Source organism: Leptospira bouyouniensis, from assembly GCF_004769525.1.
Lineage (GTDB): Bacteria > Spirochaetota > Leptospiria > Leptospirales > Leptospiraceae > Leptospira_A > Leptospira_A bouyouniensis.
Genome location: NZ_RQFT01000010.1, coordinates 1 through 23237, shown reverse-complemented (window position 1 = coordinate 23237; position 23237 = coordinate 1). Strand labels below are relative to the sequence as shown.

General features: G+C 35.6%; 9 protein-coding genes. 4 read left to right on the top strand and 5 right to left on the bottom strand.

All coding sequences use genetic code 11. From position 1 onward, the window contains the following. Positions 1 to 774: an Lcl C-terminal domain-containing protein gene (locus EHQ43_RS10430; RefSeq protein WP_244242757.1), complete on the bottom strand. Its 774-nt coding sequence runs from the start codon at positions 772 to 774 to the stop codon at positions 1 to 3. A gap of 145 nt (positions 775 to 919) precedes the next feature. On the opposite strand from EHQ43_RS10430, the gene EHQ43_RS10425 reads away from it, so the two are divergent. After that, the gene (locus EHQ43_RS10425; RefSeq protein WP_244242756.1) at positions 920 to 1549 is read left to right on the top strand and encodes an LA_0442/LA_0875 N-terminal domain-containing protein; all 630 of its coding nucleotides are present in this window, start codon (positions 920 to 922) and stop codon (positions 1547 to 1549) included. Positions 1550 to 1572: 23 nt separating this feature from the next. Here the strand turns inward: EHQ43_RS10425 and EHQ43_RS10420 are convergent, their stop codons facing one another. Beyond that, entirely contained in the window at positions 1573 to 2682 is a 1110-nt protein-coding gene (locus EHQ43_RS10420) for an AraC family transcriptional regulator (RefSeq protein ID WP_135771173.1), read from the bottom strand. 119 nt (positions 2683 to 2801) lie between these two features. On the opposite strand from EHQ43_RS10420, the gene EHQ43_RS10415 reads away from it, so the two are divergent. Further along, positions 2802 to 3944: a DJ-1/PfpI family protein gene (locus EHQ43_RS10415; RefSeq protein ID WP_244242755.1), complete on the top strand. Its 1143-nt coding sequence runs from the start codon at positions 2802 to 2804 to the stop codon at positions 3942 to 3944. A 305-nt stretch (positions 3945 to 4249) separates the two neighbouring features. Further along, entirely contained in the window at positions 4250 to 4567 is a 318-nt protein-coding gene (locus EHQ43_RS10410) for a hypothetical protein (protein WP_244242754.1), read from the top strand. 842 nt (positions 4568 to 5409) lie between these two features. Here EHQ43_RS10410 and EHQ43_RS10405 read toward each other — a convergent pair. From EHQ43_RS10405 to EHQ43_RS10395, 3 genes are read right to left on the bottom strand one after another with little or no spacing between them, the layout of a single operon-like run. Further along, on the bottom strand, positions 5410 to 11316 hold the full coding sequence (locus EHQ43_RS10405; protein WP_135771172.1) for a carboxyl transferase domain-containing protein: 5907 nt from the start codon (positions 11314 to 11316) through the stop codon (positions 5410 to 5412). Positions 11317 to 11325: 9 nt separating this feature from the next. Then, positions 11326 to 11730, bottom strand: coding sequence for a holo-ACP synthase (locus tag EHQ43_RS10400; RefSeq protein WP_135742832.1), 405 nt, complete (start codon positions 11728 to 11730; stop codon positions 11326 to 11328). Continuing rightward, positions 11727 to 21731, bottom strand: coding sequence for a type I polyketide synthase (locus EHQ43_RS10395; RefSeq protein WP_244242753.1), 10005 nt, complete (start codon positions 21729 to 21731; stop codon positions 11727 to 11729). The genes EHQ43_RS10400 and EHQ43_RS10395 overlap by 4 nt, the downstream gene beginning before the upstream one ends. 383 nt (positions 21732 to 22114) lie before the next feature. Here EHQ43_RS10395 and EHQ43_RS10390 point away from each other — a divergent pair, with 383 nt between their 5' ends. Next, positions 22115 to 22918 (top strand): helix-turn-helix domain-containing protein, encoded by an 804-nt coding sequence (locus tag EHQ43_RS10390; protein WP_135742831.1) that lies wholly within the window; start codon positions 22115 to 22117, stop codon positions 22916 to 22918. Positions 22919 to 23237: the final 319 nt, after the last annotated feature.

The window sequence follows — 23237 nt, the reverse complement described above, 5'->3', positions numbered from 1 at the left end:
TTAAGGATTCGATACACAGCGAATCGCTTCCACAGCCCCTTTACCTTGAAATAAGGTGGTTCCTAAACAAAAATTAACGTAGTATGCCAGAGAGATGTCGCGACGTGACGCTGACCAATAAAAGGAACAAAAATTAGGAGCGTTTGGAAACAAATCCGCATTCTGGTGTTGAAACGCTGTGACACCGCACCCAGTTGCTCCATCCAATGGAAGATTTGTTTTGTCATTGGTGCAAGCGATCAGTAACTTCAATTCGTTTTTCGTCGGAACACGCCAATTGTTACGACCACCCAACTCGAGACTGTCACAATACGCATACGCTTGGCTATTGCCAGTACCATTCAGGACAAAGGTAGTCGTAAAATCATTACACGAATCATCGTTCAAATTACAAAAATTCAATTCACTTGGAATCTCTGGAGAACAACGATTGCTTCCACTCTGCCAAGTTTGTCCAGATGAACATTTAGCAAAAATTAGGTTCGTTGCAGGATACACTTCCCCGCCAAAGGTGCCAGCATTCCCTACAAATAACACAGTTCCATCTCCGTTGTCAGTAAAGGTTCCCCAAGGATAACTAACAGATTTCGGTAACAATAGGAATGCCAAAATCTCTTGGCTACCAAACGGTTCTTTTTCGGAACTTGGAGGCTGAAATAAAAAATAGTATAAGGGAGAACAGTTAGAAATAAAGAATAATATCAGGACGAAAGCTACAATTTTGACAAAACTATAAATTCGACTAAAAATTGTCAGGTGCTTATCTACATCCATTTAATTAACATACTTTGTTTACTAAAACATTCATCCATTGCAAGATATTTTTAAGAACCTAGCAGTGAACTGATGAAAATAAATCATTCTTACGATTTAATCGAAAATTCTTTTTTGCTTTTCCAAATTATGAATTTTTGTATTGTTGAGCGAATCATCTGGTTATATGACAAATCAAATCGAGGTCAAATTGCATTTACGCCAATCTATAATTTTCATCATTTATTTTTTATCAGCTTCTGCACTTTTTGCAACCAATGTTCTACTCAAATCCGGTGGAGTAATCAAAGGGAAAGTGGTAAATCAAGATGCTAATCAAATGATCATCATTGATGAATCAGGGATTAGCCGCACCATCCTCAAATCAAATATATTAAAAACTGTATATAAAGAGTATTCCGAACAAGAGTTAGCAGCGATCCGAAAAGAAGAAGAACGTAAACTCATGATAGCAAAACAAAAAAAAGAAACCACTAATAATCTAAACAAAACAACTGATTCAAAAGGATCACAAAGCATTTTAACAAAACAATTTGTATTATCCTCTGTGGAGGAAAATTGTTTTTTCCATGCGTCAAAAGTGGAATGGTATTGGTTATACGGAAATTTTTCCATCTCCAATCCTGATGCATGGCAGGAACTTTTGCCAGAGGACGATCGACCTATCAAAGTAATCTTTAAATCCACTTGGATAGATACAACTCTTACCTTACTGATTGGATCCCTTACTTCCATTAGTCGAAAGACAAGACAGATAGAAGTATGTGAGTTTTAGCAAACCAAACTATCATTTTAATTTTATATATTTTTTTCTTTAAATTTTTCTCGATAGTTTTGAGGTGATAAACCAAAACGATTCTGAAAGAGCTTATGGAACGAAGATTTTGAATTGAAACCTGATGCATACATAATGGCGATGATTGTCATTTCACGACGTTCCAAAAGCAGTTTGGCCGCCTCTAACAAACGAAATTGATTTATATAATTTCGAAATGAAGATCCTAACTTCGTATTCAATATTTCGGAAAGTTGGTGAGAAGTGATATCCAAGCGATTTGCTACATTAACCAGAGTTAATTGATCATTCAAATATAACCTTTCCAAATTCATCAATCCATCCAATCGTTGTAAGACATACGGTACATCAATGCCTTTCACCCTACTTTCTTTATAACGAGCATCTAAAAATTCCGTTTTAAAACGATTTAAATATCCTTTATCATTCAATTTCAATAAGATGATAACAAATAGTAAGAGAGTTAAACCAAAACATGCGGGTATAAATAATTCCATATATGCCCATTGTGCAAGAACAAACAAAATCATAACAAACAGGGAATAAATGAGTAAAAAAATAAAAGGTCTAAAGGAAGATTCAATACTCCCGCTCGATTGTAATTTCCAACGCACCACTCGCATTAAAATCGAAAGTATATAAACAAAAATGGAAAGAACACCAATCCCAAGTAAAACTAAAATAGAATCACTGGAATTTTCCAATTCATAATTATGAATTTTTAAATTTGCCATCGTAAAATCATTAAACTTATAAAAACATAGGTAGAAAATGCTCAGTACAAATGGCAAATAATGTAAAAACCGTATTTTATAAAAGTTTTGCCCACTCAACTCTTCAAAAAAAATATAACTGATCGGACCAATTAAAAAAATAATAGGGATATGAATTCCATAGAGGAAGGGAATAAACTTCATTTCGTTTGAAATTTCAGCATATATATGAAGCTGTAAAATAGTCAGACAGACAAACAAAATTGACGGAGGAGAAAATTTGACTATCGAAATTAAACTAGATTTATTGTTACCTAAACGTTTTTCATAGTCTTCAATCAGATACGAAAACGTTAGAACCAATGCTATCACTGCTCCCATGATTGGAATCAATTTCATAATTCAATTTGGAGAAACAAAATGTAGATTGTCTATTTTTTTAATCAAGTTTTGTTTATTTTTATTCCTTCTGTATCCAAACGGACGACAGTTTTCAAAATTCAGTAGATACTTTAAATATGAATCAAATCTCAACTCATACCAAAAAAAACTTACATACAAACATTCCGTTGGGTAAGTACCTTAAAATCATTTCTTACCTCTTCTTTACTTTTAATCTTTTTGCTCAGCCAACATCTTCAAAAATGTTTGTTTCTAATAATAAAAATTTAGAACGTATTTTGATCAAAAAGTCACATCAAAAACCAGTGATAACAGTCATCGGGGAAAATCAATTTACAGAACTCACAGATTTCATCATACCTTATGGAATCTTAAAACGAGCCAATATTGGAGAGATTTTTGCTTTGGCACCGAATAAAGGTATAATGAACTTTTTCCCAGCTCTTTCGATGGAAATCAAAACCTCTTTTTCTGATTTCGATCATATACATCCAGAAGGTTCTGACATTGTGATCGTACCTGCGATCCATAACTCTGAAAATAAAACCATTATCCAATGGATACAAAGCCAATCCCAAAAAGGGGCTACCATCGTAGGAATTTGCGATGGTGTATGGACAGTAGGTCATGCAGGACTATTGGAAAACAAAAAAGCAACTGGGCATTGGTATTCTAAAGAAGGTTTAAACAAATCATTTCCAAATACTAAGTGGATACAAAATAAGAGATATATCCAAGATCAAAATATCATTACGACAACAGGTGTTTCCGCCTCACTTCCCATTTCCATCTCCTTGATAGAAGTTTTGGCAAATGAAACAAAGGCTAAATTGATGGCAGAAGAAATTGGATTCACCAACTGGTCTTCACATCACAAAACAGAAGGCTTCCAATTCAGTTCGGTTCATTACATTACTGCTGCAAAAAACCTAATATTTGTTTGGAATCATGAAACGATTGGAATTTCTATCTATGAAGGCATCGACGAAGTTTCTTTGGCACTCGTTGCCGACTCTTATTCACGAACTTACAAATCAAAAGCATTCGCAATTAGTAACCAACCTATCCAAACTAAATCAGGATTGGTGCTGATTCCTGAAATGCAAGTAACTGATAATAGCAAAATCGATTACTATACTGAAATTCCAAAAGACAAAAAACCATATGATTTATTTTTAAATGCATTGCATGATATTCAATATCGGTATGGAATTAATACTTACCAATTTGTAACGAACCAGTTGGAATTTTCGTTGTAATGATCATTCAGGTTCCAAATTAAATTCAGATATATAGAACTAAAAATAAAAAGTTTAAGATTTTTAAATGTATCATTATAATAGCAGATCAACCTTTCATTGAAACAAAATTTCAGGTCGGATTGGTACTTTGAAATAGTATACCATATTAAGCATTGGACCCCAAATTTTTTGTGGCTCTCTTTGCGTTTACGGTGTTAGTTTTTGGTAAAACCCTTACGAAATTCTTAAATGGTTAAAAAGAGTCACCAGAAGAGAATTGATTAATTTTTGGGGGAATGGAATCATAACAACCAAACCTAATTATGCCCCTTAGCGAAATTCAAGTAAAACTCATCCAAGAATCCACAGGGATACTTGTTCGAAACCTTCACCTTACAACAGAGGAAGCAATCGAAGTCATTTCCAATGCAATTAAACGTGAGTTAATTGCGAGAAAAACAACCATGGAAGTTTTGGAAATCAGTACCCTATCCTTAAGGACATCCTTTGTTCGTGCGGTTGTAAAAAATGTACAAGACCAAGTGATGAAAAATCCAAAATGGAAATCGAATCATGTGGAACGTTACATTGAAAAGTTTTACCAAGCTCTTTACAAAATTGTAAATCCCGACCCCGAGTGAATTCGTAACCAATATTTTTCTGGAATTGATTCCAAAAAAATTTCTTTTTTTTCTATTGATTACATTCTCTTTCTTTTTGGATTCCCCCCCTAACATAAAAAAACCTAGATCTTCAGCTGTAATGCATCTTTTTATCTTTTACTCTTCTTCAACTATTTACGACAAGAGTTCTATTTTCTCTGATGAGAGAAAAGCTGCGGGGAAACAAAACAGAATCTTTTTCTAACTCCTGCCATCTGAACTTACTCGGGGATCGCATTATTGAGAGAAGTTTGAATCCAAATTTTGCAAACTTCTGAATTGTGGAAAATTCAATCGAGGCTTAATTTGGAATGAACTTCACGATTGTAGGATTATATTCGCTGTACCCTTCTCATACGAAAGTCGAATTTGGTTCTTCTTATTGTAGAAATAACCATTTCAGTTGGTCGATTCCCCTATCCAGTATTCTAACCGTCAACTTCCCCACTATCATATCGGTTTCAAATTACCCAAAAGACTAAATGAAATATTATTTCAAAAAATTGTCAATCCTCGGTTTCTAAATGGCCTTGTTTCCTTAACCTTAAACTGCGTATGTATCACTCTCGGTTTTTTATTCGGCATTATTTTTAAATTAAGCCGCACCCAAGCAGTGTCCATTTCAATTGAACGTAGTATACAAAATGGTACAAGAGCACTTCGCATTAGATGTACATTGCTTACAGTGCCTGAGATGACAATTGTGCCAGTAACCTATTACTTACTTATGTTTGTTACTTTCTTCAAGTTTTGTTTCCTTGAGAGGATCGTTGTTTTGCATTAAAAGTCATTCCCCATCCATTTTTTTTTGTGTCAAAAATTCATTTGGATGAGTATCTAAGACCATCCATCCATAAACTTTGTTTATTTTCTGCTATCTTCAATGCATCTACAACGATAGAACGTAAATCTGTAATTGATCCAAATACACCATCCAAAACCTTTGTTCTATAAGCATCATTTTTTGCTTTGGCTTTTTCTTTATAAGAATCTAAAAAGTCTTTTCTGAGTGAATCAATTTCTTCCTCTTTGTTTTCCTTTCGTAACTGAGCCACTTTAGCACTTTGGAATAAATCAAAAGCTGAATGTGCTCCCATTACGGCAAGGGTTCCTTCCTCCCATGCATGGTATGACACTGCTGGTCGTAAAAACCCGCTAAAAGCATGAATCTGGCGTCCGCCATAATTTTGTCTGAGAACAATTGACACGATAGGATTTGTGGAGAGGACATTTACATCCAAAGACTCACCACCTATTTGTTGAATGCGTAGTCGTTCTTGTTTGGTTCCAGGAACAAAACCAGGTGAATCAGATAACATCAGTACGGGGATGTTGTGTTTGTTTAAAAATTCCATAAATATTCTAAATTTTTCTGTTCCTTGGGCATCAGGTGCTCCGCCGTCTTTTGGTTGGTCAGCAATGACACCAATGGTTTTTCCTTCGATACGACCAATCCCTGTTACCAAACTTTTACCTGGGTCGTCTTTATAAAATTCAACGAAACTAAGATCATCTAAAATTTCACGAATCACTAATTTTTCCATATCATAGGCAACAGAAGAATCAATGGGAATCTGTGGATAAGAATGGCGATTCGAAAAATTTTCTAGTTCTCTTACATGCAAAAGATTGAATATTTGAGATGCTTTCAAATAGGCTTCTTCTTCCGATTGCACCGTAATAGTTGCACAATGTTCTGGGTTAGATATTTTTGAAGATGGAAATTTATTCCCTTCGAAATCCTCTGATTTAACCCAAATCCATACATCTCCAACAGAAGATAATTCTGGTAGGGCAAGACCTTCTTTATCTTTGACAATATGGATAAGTGCCCTACTAAACTTTTGCAATTGTTTTTGGAAGTCTCGTCTTACTCTTAGTGACTGGTTATTTTCAGCATAAGAACTTCGAAACCATTTTGAACCATAAACTAAGAGTAAACCTGAATTTATTTTCTGTGCTATCCTTACTGATTCTTTTGCTTTGATCAATGCTTGGATGGAATGAAAACCAAATTCAGTTCGGGGCCCAAGTGCTATGATCGGATTACCCGCCATTGAAAAAAGTCCAGAAACCAATGATTCCGAACCTGAATAATTTGCCTTAATGGAAAGGTATTCGCCCGAGTCCGCAATTTGTTGGATTTTTCTTTCTGAAAAAATATTTTTGGATCCATCCCTATTCTGATTTGTAAGCGAATATAAAGAAGGACTTTCGGTTTTGTTAAATAGTATGGATTGTATTTTGTAAAGGATTGAGATCAAGTGGGGTTTGTCGTTGGCAACAAAGTCCACAGTTCCTGTTCCATGCCCCATCACCCGTGCACCACCAATTTCATAATTTGTCAATGATTCCCCCGTGACGGATTCAATGACAGAGGCACCAGTCAATACGCGGTAAGATTGTTCTTCATCTAAAATCACTTGGATGGAAGCCTGAGAAGACCCGTAAACATCAAGTCCAGTGGAAGACCCAACTCCAACTGCGACAACATAACACTGATTAGGGCTTTCATCTGGCGAATATTTTTTAAAATTCAAATCAGGAAGAGTTTCTAAATTAAGCAAAAATTTCGATATTATGGAATCGTTATGTGATTCAATTGCAGAACGAAACTCTTTTGATTTTACCCTATGTGTAAGAAGTGCAGTGATAAAAAAACCTTCCGATGCACGATTGAGTGCAACCATACCTTCTTTTATGTTCGCTCCAGCACCATCATTCCAAACATAAAGAGGTATATCTTTTCTATAGGCAATGTAGGCAGCACTCAAATATTTTTTTCCTTCTTTATCCCCTGTTGCACCACCAGCTATACGAGAGTCTTTTAGAAAAAATAAAACATCACCACAAGCGAGTTTTCCTAAATAAATTTTAGCTCCCACCTTTTGGATTTGTTTGCCTTCAGTGGAGCTGTCGTTTTCTAAAAAATCCAATCCTGGTATTAAAATTTCTTTGAAACTGTTTGGATCTAATGTTTCTTCGACCCACCTTTCTACAGGCCATTTTCCTTTTTCATATAGTTTGGAATCGTTTTTGTCTGTCTCAACTGAATAAGGAAATTTTATATCATTTTGTCCAATGTTATCAATTCGAAGTTTCCCATCTCTGATGAAAAATGAATAGGTTTGAAAGTAACTATTTTTGTTTATGTTTCTTTCAATATCAATTGTTAAACTAGAGAATGCCGCATGGAAAAAAAATTCTAAAATAGAATGAGCACTATTGTATAATTTTTCATACTCAATGACCTTATTTAAATTTTTATCATCAGTTTTTGGTGTTTCATTAGAATAAGAAATCATCTCCAATCGTAAAAAATCGGCTTTTTTGGCATTGTTTGCACCTTGTAAAACTGACGCCCCCAAAATAGCTTCTTTTTCCAAATTTGGACAATGGAATTTCTCTTCTAAATCCGTAATTGGAACTAAAAAATCACTATTCATAACAACAAACAAAAGATAGGTGGATGTTTCCTGTCCTTGGATATGTAACAAAATTTGATTCTTCATTGGTGAATGGAGTCTTCGAATTTCTCCAATGTTCTTCCAATAATTCAATTTCTTTTGGATTAAGTTTTGCACTTGTTCTGGTAAATCCGTTCCAAGGTTCAAACCAGAAACATTCAATGATTTTATGAACTCCGACTCTTCAATCTTTGGTTGTTCAAAAAGTGACCAAGGATTCTTTTTAAATTTAGCAAAACTTTCATTATGGCGACGTGAAAGGGTTTTAATGCCTTCAGGAATATCGAAATTAAAATTTCTCCTTCTTCCAAGGATTACCCTGATTATGGATTCAAGTTTTGGTTCTTGTTCCCTTTCTTCAAAGTACAAAAGAACTCGCAAATTTAAACTTGTGGACTTAGACTGTGGGATAAGTAGACTTAGTTTTTCTAAAATTTTTGCAAACAATTCCCTTTGTTCTTTCTGAGTTTTAAAGGCAGACACTATATAATGAAATGCTTCCCCTTGGTCAGGTCTTTTCCTAAATGTTGTCCATGCCTTAACTCCATAGTGGTGAAACACTTTGGTCAATAACCGCGAAGTTGATTTGTTAGGAACAAAACCTTCAGTATCCCAATGTAAAAGAGATCTTTGCATTTCACCAAGATGTGAATGTACAGATCCTATGTCTGAAGAAAATAAACTCCTGAGTAATACATTAAATTTTATAAAAAATTTAATAAAAGAAGTCCAATTTTTAGTCTCTTCTATCGATTTTAATATAGAATCGATATTTAATTGCTCTAATAAATAGTTAATTCTAACATGCGAATTTTCACCTTTTACAAAACCTAATATCCAAGAATAAAAAATCCGCAAAATTTCATTTCGAGATTCGATTGAATTTAATTCAGATTCAAATTTAAAGTTTTGATTTGTATCTTTTCCAGTTGGAATGGAGTTCCAATGATTCAGAATGGAAAACTCTAAATTTTCACTGGAATTTTCATCAATGAATTGATCACCATTAGGGTTTGTGAATTCACTTGGAGTTACACGTACAAGCACTTCACCTTCAGAAAAACTTTTACCCAATATTTGTCCTGACGCTGTTTTTCCTCTTACCAATTTATTTAGATTTCCATCTTCAACGATATGTTCAATTACCCCATCAATTGGTGATTTTAAAACAGTTTCCATCTTCATCGCTGAAATCATGAGTAAAGGTTCATCCTTTGAAATTTTACTTCCGATTGTCCAAGGATGAAGAGTTTTTGGATCATTGAATATTTTTACAAATGTTCCTTGGAATGGTGAACGTAAAAAACCAACTTCATTCGCTGATGCGTTACCTGATTCAAACTGGAGTTGAATCCTAGCATAATGTAATTTCCCATCAATTTTACTTGTAAATCGAATCAAATGAAAACTAGGTTTTACATCTATTCGTACAGAGATTGATCTACTTTCTGATTCTGCTAAAAATTGGTTCCCATCAGCACTGTAACGTGTGATACGAATCGTTTTTGACAGAATTGTATTCCCACTCACTAAAAATTCTCCCAGACCGGTTCTAAGTACTGTTAATTTAATTATTTTGTCTTGGGTTGTTACTTTAAATTGATATGGTGAATTTATAGTTTCATTTGAATAAACAATTTTTACTAAATCTCTTTCACGAAATGTTTCTGAAACATTTTTGCCAGATAACCGTATTGTTTCACCTAAACAAGCGTAAATGATAGCCTCTTCCAGATAATCTGTGCTAGATTTTGTTAATTCTTTGTTGTCATCTAGGAGTCTATTATCATAATTTCCAGCTCGAAATAAATCGTGCCTTACAATCATTAGAAGCTGCTCAATATTTGTGGTGATACCTCGGATGAAAAGTTCACACAAGGCTCTTTCCATTCTTTGTATGGCTTCATTTCGATCACTACCGTACGAAATTAATTTCCCAACCATCGGATCAAAATCTCCGGGAATTTTATCCCCTGATTTGAATCCAAAATCGCAACGAATCCCATTAAAAGTGGGCAATTCCAGCTCTTTGATTTTTCCGGGAGACGGTGAATAGTTTTGGAAAGGATCTTCTGCATAAATACGGCATTGGATAGAATGGTTTCTATCTCCAAACCGTTTTCTTTTTACCGTATCGTATTGGATTTGGTTTAGTCTTTCATCGAATAAAAAGATTTGCCACTTAGCTAAATCTATTCCTAAGGATTGGTCTGTTACTGTGTATTCAACTTGGAGGCGAGTGTTCATCTCCAAAAATCCAAATTGACCTGAGTTTCGGTCTAATAAAAATTCTACAGTGCCCGCACCGCAATCATCTGAGTACCCTGAGATTTCAGAAAACTTTTCTGCATTGGAAAGTAATTGTAATTGAACATGATCATCTAAAAAAGATTCTCCAGATTCCTCTATAATTTTCTGGTTTCTCCTTTGTACTGCACATTTCCGAATTCCAATGGCAACTCCATTAAAAATTTGAACTTCAAAATGTGCAGGTGTTTCTATATATTTCTCAAGATAGAAGGTATCATTCTCATAAGAATTAAGACCAATCCGTTTTGCACTTTCAATCGCTTGGGGTAATTCATCTACGGAACGAACAACCAACATACCTTTTCCACCACCACCAGCATCCAATTTAATGATGACAGGAAATCCAATGCGTTTAGCTTCCACTTCCGCTTCTTCCACACTTTCGATGGAACTTGAACCTAAAAAAAGTGGAATACCATTTTCTACTGCTAATCGGCGCGCATCTAATTTATTACCCACTCTTCGCATAACGGAAGATTTTGGACCCATAAAAATTATACGTTGATTGTAGAATTTCTCTACTTCCAAAAGGCGTTCTACGAATAAAAAATTTTCGGATAAAAATCCATAACCGGGATACACTGCATTTGCACCGGATTCTAAAATGGCAGCGCATATCACAGGTATACTAGCATAGTTTCTTGCTTCACCAATGTAGATCACTTGGTTTGCAAATTCAAACCAAGATTGACCTCTATCTTCATCTGCAACCACCGCAACTGATTGGATGCCCTCTTCTTGTAAGGCGAGGATAAATCGTTTTGCGATCTCTCCTCTATTTGCAATTAGTACTTTTTTTAAAACTCCATTTCTTTCGGAAGATAGTTTGGCAACATTCAATCCTAGATTTGGGTCACTTTTTTTAAGTTCAGATCTAACTTTTTCAATGTCTTGAAAATGTGTTAAATCTAGTTTATTATTATTGTTTAATATAACATTTTTCTGAACCATTTTATTTTCCTAAAATTCAATTAAAACTTGGGATGCTGCGTACTCATGTACATGAGTTATTGATAGTTTAACAGACTCCATTTGTAGATCCGAAATAGTTTTTAAAAGTGAGCCATAATAACGGAAATATGGCCTACCAAAATCATCATTTCGAATCTCCAATTCAGAATACTTAAATTTAATCGTTGGTTTGGTATGCAACCAACGACCATCCAGAGCTTTTAGAAATGCTTCCTTAGCCGCATACCTACCTGAATAAAATGTTGCCCGCTGTTTTGTTTGTTTCAAATCAGCAGTATTTTTCTCCCAATCGGTAAATGTTTGGTCAAAAAAAGCCGTCCCAGGATCTTTTAAGTAAGATTCAAATTCTGGAATGTACACCATATCCATTCCTATCGAGTAGGAACTTTTCATTTTGAGCTACCGATCGTAACATTCTTGGCAGTTTTTCTATATGTTGCATCTAATAAGGCAGATTCTTCTTCTTCCTGTGGTATGAAAGATTGAGTTTTACGTTTGTACAAAGTAGTTCCATTCCCCAAACGAATTTCATGGTAACGTGTGATCGCAAACCGGCCTCTTTCGATACATTTGTTCGCATAACTTACTTTTTCTTCCGGTGTCAAATGAACCCAAAAGAAGTTCCTATGTAAAAAGAGACAAAGGGCTGCTATATGACCAAACCCAAGGGAGGTTAATATTCCCGCTTTAAAATGCCCCTTCCCAAATTTGATCGCCTCATCAGTGAAGGTGATGAAAGAATATGGATCCATGTCCGTATCTACATCCGTCAAATTTCTGTTACCTGAAATAATTCCTTCTTCAAGTGTTTGTAGTACACCAATAGACTGCCACATAGCCGCACCACCCTTGGAATGTCCTGTCAGGTATTTTTGCGAAACTACAGGAAGGTTATTACCTGGAGTTCTTTTTAGTTTCAACATCATCTTTTGTAAGAGGTTATTTTCATTTTTATCATTTGCTTTCGTTGATGTGTCATGTTTGTAAGCAAATCCAATGTCATCACCTGACAATCCAAAGGAAGCCAAAGCAGATTGTATCGGCGAACTTTCATTATTTGAGTCAGCAGCAAGAGAAAGAAGACCAATTCCTGGTGCAGGGATGGATGTGTGAATTCCATCAGTCCGCGATCCTGCAAAACCTAAGATTCCGTAGACGGGAAGCCCCATTTCTAAGGCAACATCTCCCCTTGCCAAAAGTAAAACACCTCCGCCTTGCGCTTCCACAAACCCATTCCTTCGACTGTCGTTAGGCCTCGATACTTCTGACGCTTCAATGCCTTGGTTTTCCATTTCGAAACTGTTTGCAGTTGCGTTCATATCCCCAAAACCAATCATACTTTCTTCGAGGGTATCGTCAAAGGCACCAGCTATCATAAACTTTGCCTTTCCTGAAAGTATATTATCCCGAGCCATCTCAAGTGAAACTCCCCCAGTTGCACAAGCAGCAACCGGTGTGATCACAGTGCCATACAGTCCCGCATAAGAGGTGATAGCCCATGCTGCAGCAACATTGATCAACGATTCTTGCAATGCATCATGTTGCCTATCTTCACCAAGTCGAAAGTTTAAAAACATTCGTTTGATTTTTTGCATCCCCCCCATACCGGAACCCACACTTGATCCAGCTTGGCTTGGATGAATGAAGTCAAATAATTCAAATGGATCCATACCTGCCCGGAGGTAAGCCTCGCATGTACAGAACAAGTTATAGATTGTAATCGGATCCACTTGGTGGATGAGATCTTTAGGAATGCCAAACCTTTCAGGATTCCAACCATCAGGGATCTGACCTGCTATTCGTCGTTGAATTCCTAAGGATTTTTTTACTTTTAAGACCGAACCTTTCTTTCGTTTGATAGTCCACTTTTCTGAAGTTGGATTGAAATAAATTTCAGTCATTTCTGGATTTGCCTTTTTGTATTCTAAGGCTTCTTCTTTACTAGCAATGGGAAATATTAAATCATCTTCTAGCACTACATCTGCATATACTGATATTTCAGTAGGATCAAACGGTGAAGTTTTTGGATCAACGATACGAATACCAGTACTTCTTAAAATTTCATCTTCATACTTCTCTTTGATTTGCCATTCCAATACTGGTTCCCCAGTTTTCGTATCTGTCCAAACCTTTCCATTTTGCCCCATCTGGTATTGGATAAAACCTAAACTCCATGCGAGTTCGGCACAAGCCTCTAGCGATAAAGTTCCTGACTTTTCGAGATCCCAGCGGGTCATGGAGCCTCCAAAAGGACCAACCTCCGCATAACCAACGACACATACTAAATCTTTAAGAGTCGTAGTTCTTTTTGTTTGGTAACGAGATAGATCTTCATTCGTTGGGACTTCTGGAAATTTTAGCCCATGTTTTGGTAATACATTCGTTAGTTTTTTTGATTCTGTTTCCAGACTCAATTTTTGTTTTAGATTTAGTATTTCAATGTTTTGTTTGGTTTGTGAATTTAGATAGGAACGGATCTTTGATAGTGTTAAAACTAAATTTTTTACCTTTCCAAGTCCACCGGTGAGGTCCGCCTTTACCACTTCTAATGTTTCATTTCGTAGACTCCAGGCTGCAAATCCTGTGAGTAACATACCCATCTCCGATCGTGAATATGTTTTTATATTGCATTCTGCTTCCAGTAGAGGAGCAGACAAATCGTTTGCTCCCATAAGTCCTGTTCCTCTGACCCATCCGATCACTGCACCCAGTATACGAACGGAATTGCCCCATTCATTTGCCTCAGAGAATTTTTTTCGGTATAATGTTTCAAGTCCAAGTTTCGTTTCAGCATAGAGTCCATCTTTCCCAAAAATACCATGGTTTGGAGAAAGTGGCAAAATTACTTTGAGTTTCGAATTAGATTCTTTCTGATTTTTTCTTTGTGCACCTAACTCACCTATTAGTTTTTGAACACCTATCAGCATTACTCGAACAGAAACTAGCGAAGATTGGTCCAAATTTGAAGCCGCATTTTCTTCACCCACCGCAGCAAAAGGAATTAAAAAATCTGGGTGCCAATTTTTAGCTTTTAAGTAACCTACAAGTGACCGAATGTCCTCGAAAGAACCTTGCGAAAATGGAACAATTTCTAAACTTGAGGTTTTAGAACCGTACATTTGGTACAATTCTTTGAACTGTTTGACTCGTTTCGTAGAATAAGAAGTCGTTGTTAACACAACATCTGCCCCGCCCATTAAAAAAGCTTTCACTACTTCCCAAGCAATGGAACCTGGACCTGCACCTGTTACCAAAACCTTTTGGTTCCGAAAAGATACTCCTGAGTTTAAAATTGTATTGAGTACCTCTTTGAACTCATTTGTAACAGTTTCGTTTTCTACAAAAGAAGAACCAAAATCATCGCTTCCACTAAGCGTTAGGCGCTCATTTGGAAATTTTTCTGGATCTATTTGGTTTATTTTTTCCTCACAAATAAAATTTCCATCTAATCCTACTTTGAGGTACGGTGTTGATGTTGTGTTTGGAGCTAGGTATATTGGATTTGGATTTGATTGTGAACCGAGGCAATCCAGAAGTTTTGTATACTCTAAACCAACAGATTTAAAATACTCAGTATCTGATTTTAAATTCGCCTCAGAAGCTTTTTCTAAAAACTGCGAACGCCAATATACAATATTATCACAAAGTTCTTTTGAATTGTGATTTTGTAAATAGACAATATCCTCTTTTGAAAACTCTTTTGAATCCTTTCTTAAAAATGCTGCAGCCTGCTTAAATAAGTACTTTTTAGCCCACTGTTTTGAGTTTTTAAAAATTACGATTTTACTTTCAGAAAAGATTGGTTGGATATCATCCGCTACGAGAGTCCGAGCTTCTTCAATGGATTTTAAATCTTTAACCAAGTATTCTGAATATGGATCATCATCCAACAAATGTCGGCGGAGATCTGAAATGGATTTTGAAAAAAGGCCTTCAATTCCAAAATATTTCCGTTCCAAGGCTTCCAGTGCCAATGAATCCACCATAGAACCAGCCGAATTGGATGACGCAGATATTTTTCTAGGAATTTGAACGTTTTTTAAGTTTGCGAATTGATCAACGGCTTGGTCTAACCACTTTGTCACTTCCGCTGTGTTACCAAGCCGATTTTTAAGACCAATAGAACTCAAATTTCCATTTCGGAGAGAATCTCCTGACCGAATGAAAAGAGGAAGATATATGGAAAATAAAAATACACCTTCTTCATCTAACATTCGTTCGTCTTTTAAGAATTGAAAAATTTCTTTTCTACCAAAATCACTTGGAAAGAATTTTTTTATGCTTTCATCAAATGCTGCACGAAGGTAAGGTCCTGGTTGGTTATAGGAAGTTTGTTCTTCTAAAAGTTTTACTAAATCTTTTAAAGATTTTTCATGTCCTCCCTCAAGTGATGTCGATTTAAACTCAACACCAATATCAGCCAAAGTTTGGTTTCGTTTAGATGAATTTCCACCTAACAAATCATCAATAGATTCAGAGTCTGAGATTTCATCAAACCGAACATTTGCCTTCAATGCTAAAATCGAATACAATGCATCCTTTTTCGAAAATTTTATGACAGGTGAATGTATTTGATTTATAACATTCTGCTTCGGAGTTTCTAGTGTTGGTCTGTTTTCGACTACAGACTCAGTATTTTGTTTTTGGATGGATGCGGGAATTTCAATGTCTCCCTTTCCAACGGTAGGACCTTCACTCCATTCCGCTTCCGGCAAGTCTTCCTTTTCATAAAAAACTTCATTACGGTTTTCTTCTATATGGAGAATTTGGAAGGTAGTCGAATCCCGCCTATCTTTGAGGCTCTGCCTAGCCATTCCAGCAAGATCTCCCCTTGCACCGATATCGATCAAACGTTTCGTTTTTAATGGTCCAAAAAGAACTTCTTGGGTTTCGATCCACTGGACCGGCATTGCAAATTGAAAAGCAAGTAACTCAATCAGAACAAGCCGTCTACTTTCATTTGTATTTCTATCTTTGAAAGAAAGTTTGAGTAAACTATCCACAACGGGACTTCCAGTTTTAGATAGTATTGCATTTAAAAATTCATCAGAAAGTGAGAATGGTTTTGCAATTAAGTTCGGAATGTAACGCCCATCCAGTTCATTTAACGGCAATTCGTTACCAATATTCGATTGTAATGTTTTTCTAAACTCATCAACTCCATTAATAAGAATACGAGAGTGGAAAGGAACATCTATACCTTCTAAACGAATTGTTGTTTTTTTCCCACGAACAAATGTTTTACATTTTTCTTCTAGTAACTCCAAAGCTTGAATATGCCCTGTAACCGAATATTGTTTATCTCGAATATTATAATTTACAACCTCTACATGTAGACCGGATTCAGATTTTGCTTCTTCAACTAGCTCTAGGATTTTTTTCTCATTCAAACCAACATGACGGTTTCCCAATACAACACTCATTGCATAGGAACTTTTTCCTTCCTCATCACGAGCGACTAAACTTTGCATATTCAAACCACGGTTATATACGATTTTAAATACATTCTCAGGCAAAATAAATTCTCGTGCTGAAAGTGCAGAAAATTCACCTAACGAATGACCTGCGAATGGTGATTCGATATTCAAGAAACCTCGTTTCTTTAGAATTGCCCAATCTGCAAGCGATTTTGCGACTAGGGCAACTTGAGTGAATTGTGTGAGATTTAAAACTCCCTTAGGATGAACCCAATTTTTCCCTCCACAATGAAGTGATGTAGGATTATTTTGAACAACATCCAATAGGGAGAAACCTAATTCATTTGTAGCAACTCTTTCAGCTAAAGTCCAAACATCGCGAGCCTCAGAAAACTCTTCCAATAGTTTCATTCCCATTCCTTGGGATTGTGAACCTTGGCCTGTAAACACATAGGCTGTCTTAAGAGGTTTTAATAAGGCTTCCGCACGAAGTTTTGTTTCTCCATTTTTATTTTCCAAAGTAATTTCCAATGCCATATTCCCAGATTTCTGGCCAATATGAAATGCACTTAATCGTAGTTCTTCGCTTAATAATACAGGTGCTTCAAAACTTTCTTTCAGAGAGACAATGCGAGATGAGTCTCCTTCACAAACATTCCGAACAAGAAAGTTTATGACCTGGGAAGATGTCCAGAGGCCATGGACAATAGGACTCGCCCAACCAGCCTTTTTCGCAAATCGAATGTCTGTGTGAATTGGATTTGCATCTTTCGAAGCTTTAGAATAGGAAATCATAGAATCAGGAGCAGTAAAAACTTCAGAGATAATTCTGTATTTTTTTGGAATGGTAACAATGCCTTCTGCCTCGCGGAATACTTTAAAAAATCGATCTAAACTTGAATCTTCATTCAAATTTCTTCCTTCATCGATTTTGAAACTTCCAAGAAGAACCTCGTTCATTTGCCCATTTGATTGGAAGATATTTCCAATGATGTAGTGAAAGGTATCGGTTGCGTTTGAGATGATTCTTCGTTCTGAAGTTACAAACCTAATTTTATCTCCGACTCGAAGAGTATTGGGTTTAATGCTTAAGTTTATCCAAATGAGTTGTTGAAAGACATCAATCTCAGCCTGTGAAAAAAATTCTATGGATTGTTCAAGTGGAGTTGTATCAAATTGGACAAATTTTTCATTCTGATTTCTTAATAGAAATCCAGTTTCGAAGGCCCCTATTTCAATTTCGGAATTCCACATCACTCCTGTTACATAAAGAATGATTGATTCTCCAAATTTCTTAACTCGAGAAATTTTTGATTTAGTTTTTATGACATCATCCACCGTAACCAATGAAGCTTCAGGTTTCCAATGAAATTCTTGCGAAAAATGAAGAAGTTTAAAAAGATCCGCCGAAGAATAGGATAACAAGGGAATGACGGTACTTTCCCATGAAAAAACCACTCCCATTGAAATAGGAGAAAGTTTTTTGTCAGAATCAACTAGATCCTTACGAAATAGATCCTTTGTTGCCTTTCTAAACTTAATAATGTTTTCTTCAGTGACTCTAAATTCAGATGACCACTCCTTTTCAAAAGTTCTCATACGTTCAAATGAATAGTAGTCATCGATCACATTTGGAACAGATTTTATATCCCAAACGTTAGCATAAAATTTTCTCATCTCCTCATTAGCAAAAGTTTGATCTTCAATAACTAATGTTTCTGGGCCACCGCCAAACAAGAATCGCCTTTTAAATGGAATTTGATTTTGTTCATTTGGATGATGGAAAAATAAACTAAGTTCTGCTGTATTCTGGTTTATCAAATCTAGGGAAGCATTAATAAACTTTCCATCATTCGAAAAGGAACGGATTTGTATTAGTTCACCGATAGCTCCCTTTTCAATTGTAAATTTTTTAGCCTCATCGGGTGAGAACCACATATCTTGGTCGGCAACTCCTCCATAGATCCGATTTGATGCAAGTAAAATGGATAAAAAACCCCCTCCTTGTTGTGCTAGATATTTTACCCAATCACTTCCAGTTATCTCCTCACTATTAGGTATAAAAAACTCATTGAATGAATCATTATGCTCAATTTGTATTTTATTTTCCTGTCTTATCGGGTTGAATTTTTTTGTAAATTCTGACCATTCGATATTTTTAGTTACACTTTTATTATCACCTAACTCAGAAATAAATTCATTGAAAATTGAAACTACCGGTTCATTTATTTTTTTAATACCTTTAATAGCCAAAGGCCCAGGGATCCAAGCACAACTATCTGGATCCATTCCAACACAATGAGAATACCATAACGAATCGGATTTGATCCATCGAAGTAAATTTTCATCTAACAGAGGAATGAAATTTACAGGTTTACCTGGTTGTTTGCATATTTCTAAGAAAAAATCTTGGTCTTCTGGTAAAAGGATGGTCGATTGTCCATTTGGAAAAAGATTCTTCCAAATTTTTAGAAATTCGTATGGTTCATCCAAAATGGAATCATTGTTTAAAATGGACAACTTTGTATCAGAATCTAATAATCTACCTTCAAATTTTAAGACGAGTTGTTCAAATCGAGCCCTATAACTCTTGTCAATGTAAGGATGGTCTGACCATCTGCCTTCGCTAGGTAGCAATCTATCGCCAGGGCAAGTTAAAAATATAAACCTTTCCAATACTTCTGTATAACTAAGTATTGAAAGATCTCCAAAGTATGGTTTTGCTGTGGAATTTAATAGAGAGATGATATCAGCTTTCTTTTCTGCAATACTTTCTCTAGCTAAAACCGGATCTTTTCCTTTCGTTAATCCTTCTACCAATTCTGAGAGTTTTGTCCATGTGTTGGATGCATAATAGATATCCGCACCAAGTGAAGATTTTCCGGAAATAATTCCACCTACTTCATCTCCATCTTTGGATTTCATCCAATCATTTCCGCCAATCATCTCTTTCAACTTCTCTTTAATGGGTAATGAAGTTTTGCATTCTAGTGCAGCCATAAGACGAGTACCTAAAAATACTGCATCCACAGGCATTTTTGTATTTTTATTCCAGTCACCAGATAACCATAATTTAGCATCATTAGGGGAGGCGATGCCTCCTCCTACAGCTAAGATGATATTGGAACGTTTACGAATATCCTCGTATGTTGCTGAAACCAAGGAGTTTAGATCTTCCCAGCTATGATGGCCACCTGCAGCGCCACCTTCAATTTGCATAAGTATATTATTATTTGGAAGTTCATCAGCAATTGATACTACTCTTTTAATTTGATCAATTGTCCCAGGTTTGAATGAATTCAACCATATGCCAATTTTTTCCCATTCTGTAAGTAAGGCTGCCGCTTCTTTGAGTTCGGGTATACCTGCAGAGATTGTAATACCTTCGATCGGAGCACCTTCCAATTTAAATTTTTTAATTAGTGGTACATGCAAATTCCATAAATAAGGATCGAGATATAATAGATTAATTACAAAACCTTTTCCCGCAGGAAGTTCTTTGGTTATTTTTTCTATCCTTGATCTAAAAATTTCTTCAGATACTTGGCCTCCACCAGCTAATTCAACAATATATCCTTCCTTAGCTGCTGCAATAACAATGTCTGCTTCGACAGTACTTGGTGTCATTCCACCGCCAAACACAGGCGGGCGACCTGCCCAAAGCGAATATTTGTTTTTTACAAATTTCGCCCCATTAGGAAGGATTACTAATTCTGGCGCATAACTTTTCCAGGCATTTGGAAATTCAAAGTTGTTAGTTTTTGCGAACTGAATAAACCGACTCTTATGTGTTAGGTTTCGAATTAAATATGATTTATCTCTTAAAAATCTTTTTGTTATTTTTTCTATAAATTCACCTGGCCCAAAAGATAGAAGCATATGTTTACCATCTATTTTTAGGAGAGATGACAATGTTACTTCCCAATTAAGTTTGTCTGTGCAAACCATAGCTACTAAATCAGTTTTTAAATCTTTTTTTGAATCGCGCAGGTCTGATCCATCTCTGGTATCATACAAAGGAATTTCTATCTCATGTGTTTGGGGCGCGAATCCTACTTTTTCAAAATCAGTTTGTACAAGGTTTACCACTGCTTCTAACAAAGGTGAATGAAACGCAGTTGAGGATGTTATGAAATTCCAGGTTTTCACAGCATCAACTCCGGACTGTGTCAATTCGTCTCTTAATTTTAGTAAAGATTCAGGTGTTCCACAAAAAACTTTACTGTTAGGTGTATTCATTAATCCAATATGAACTTCTTCAGACTTAGATTGATTTTTATTGAATTCATTTAAAATTTCGGTGATTTGAACATCACCATCATCAAAAATAATTTGGGCCATAGGTGAAGGTTTTTCTCCTTTTTTTACAAAAAGACGAAGTATATTTGGGTCTAGATCTAACTCAGGAAAAATTTGTTGGCTGCGGAATAACAGAAAGAATAAAGCCGAAAATGTTTTTTCAAAATTAGCTAAAAATATTTCTTTATTTGGAGATGATGAAAACAATAATCCCGCAAATATTCCTTGGGAATGACCATAAATTCCACCAATAGATTTTCTAAGTAGGTTCCATTGACCTTCTTTTATAAAACGATATAAATGCGATGCTTGGGCTGCAAAGATCAAAGGCCCACTATAATAAGAAGATTTTAAAATAGTTTCGGTAGGAATCAAAGTTGGATCTAACAACCATTCTTTTAACGCAAAACCTTTAGAAAAATAAGTGGACTCACCATCTTTCCTAACTAAGTCCATACAATTATCAATTGTTTTGAATAAGGTTACAAAAAAATCTGATGATTCACCTTCTTCCTCAAAACTCGCAAGAAGTTCAACCATTGGATCGTTTCCTTGACCAGCAAATAGGGCACTTACGAAAACATCCTCTTTTTGAAGGATTGAATATGGCTCAACTCCAAATGTTTTCGATGTACCGTTGCCATTTGAATCTACATTTATACCTGTTGAATTTTTCATACCGTTAACTTCCTATAATTTCGTTTCATGAATTTTTTAATTTACGACTTGGATGTTGGATCAAATAGATTTGTATTGAAAGATAGAACCTATTGGGTGTTTGTTCAATTTTCTATTCCTGATCATGTAACCTTTCCTATTCTTTTAAGAACAAACTCTGACTTATTTCAAATTTTATGAAAAATCAAAGTGAACATAAATAGATTGTTGAAGGTTACAGAAATTTAGGTGTTTCGGCTTGAATGTTTCGGCTTTAAAATGTTGATTATTTTTGAATGATTCGGCTATATATGTAAATTTAATTTATAAATATACCAATTTGGCTTTATTCTACACTTACAAAATAATATCTTAGTTTAGATTTGGAAACTGCACCACATTCAATGAAAAGGAGAAACTCATTATACGTTTGGGACGCCCAGGTTCTTTATGCGGCATGGGAAGAAACGACTACGATGCATAGCCTTTATTCAGCATCGCTATGTTTTTCGGTTGATATACCTTCAAAAATATTTCTATCAAATGAAAATTATATCGAATATACAGGTGTATTTTTACCACCTAATACAAATTATTATCAAATTTCAAAGAATACACATATAATAAATATTTATATTGATCCAGACTCATTTTTGTTTGAACGTTTTTCTGGCAATATTAAAGACGGTGTTCAATTTTTTGATTCTACAAAGATACCATATTTAAAAAAAATACTCGATGTGTTATTAGATGAAAAATCACCAAATGAAGAAGTATTAGGTTGTTTAAAGTTACTCGTAGATTCTGTGTTTGGTTCAATTTTACCTCAAAAACCACCAGAAGTACTGGATCCAAGGATATTCACAGTTGCTAAATACCTTCGTTCACAAACATACCTACCACAACCAGAAGAAGTTAAACTAAAAATTTTAGCAGATATAGTAAATTTATCTGAAGATAGATTTCGACATATATTCAAAGAAACGCTTTTAACATCTGTTAGGAAATTTATACTAAGTTTGCGATTAAAAATTGCAGCACGAAATTACCATACAAGTGCAAATTTTACTGAAGTTGCCCACCTTGCCGGATTTTCTGATTCAGCCCATTTCAGTAGAACGTTTCGATCTGCATATGGTCATAGCCCTTCTGCTGTTTTCAGAAATCCAAAAAGGACACGAATTAGATTTATCAATATGGAATCCTAATGTATCGTCGCGTATAAGAAGAAAACATAGAAACAAAAAAAGCTCTGAACTTTCATCCAGAGCTTTTCCCAACATTTGTATACGACAAAGGTTCTATCTTCCCCGATGAGGGAAAGCCTGCGGAGCACCAAGCGGCACTGCCGCGACTGCGAGCACCCGACTTGATGCGTGAGCTTCGAGCTCTAGCATCAAAGTCGTTCGGCGCTGACCGCCAAACAGAACAAAGTATAACAAACAACGCTATAATCTATACATACACGTTAACACGTGTATATTGTAATATGGTCAAGCCGATCGAGCGATTAGTATCACTTGGCTG

Excerpts from the sequence above, each read along its gene's own strand:
- EHQ43_RS10430 (WP_244242757.1), bottom strand. The coding sequence starts at position 774 with ATGGATGTAGATAAGCACCTGACAATTTTTAGTCGAATTTATAGTTTT.
- EHQ43_RS10420 (WP_135771173.1), bottom strand. The coding sequence starts at position 2,682 with ATGAAATTGATTCCAATCATGGGAGCAGTGATAGCATTGGTTCTAACG.
- EHQ43_RS10415 (WP_244242755.1), top strand. The coding sequence starts at position 2,802 with ATGAATCAAATCTCAACTCATACCAAAAAAAACTTACATACAAACATT.
- EHQ43_RS10410 (WP_244242754.1), top strand. The coding sequence starts at position 4,250 with ATGCCCCTTAGCGAAATTCAAGTAAAACTCATCCAAGAATCCACAGGG.
- EHQ43_RS10405 (WP_135771172.1), bottom strand. The coding sequence starts at position 11,316 with ATGGTTCAGAAAAATGTTATATTAAACAATAATAATAAACTAGATTTA.
- EHQ43_RS10400 (WP_135742832.1), bottom strand. The coding sequence starts at position 11,730 with ATGAAAAGTTCCTACTCGATAGGAATGGATATGGTGTACATTCCAGAA.
- EHQ43_RS10395 (WP_244242753.1), bottom strand. The coding sequence starts at position 21,731 with ATGAAAAATTCAACAGGTATAAATGTAGATTCAAATGGCAACGGTACA.
- EHQ43_RS10390 (WP_135742831.1), top strand. The coding sequence starts at position 22,115 with ATGAAAAGGAGAAACTCATTATACGTTTGGGACGCCCAGGTTCTTTAT.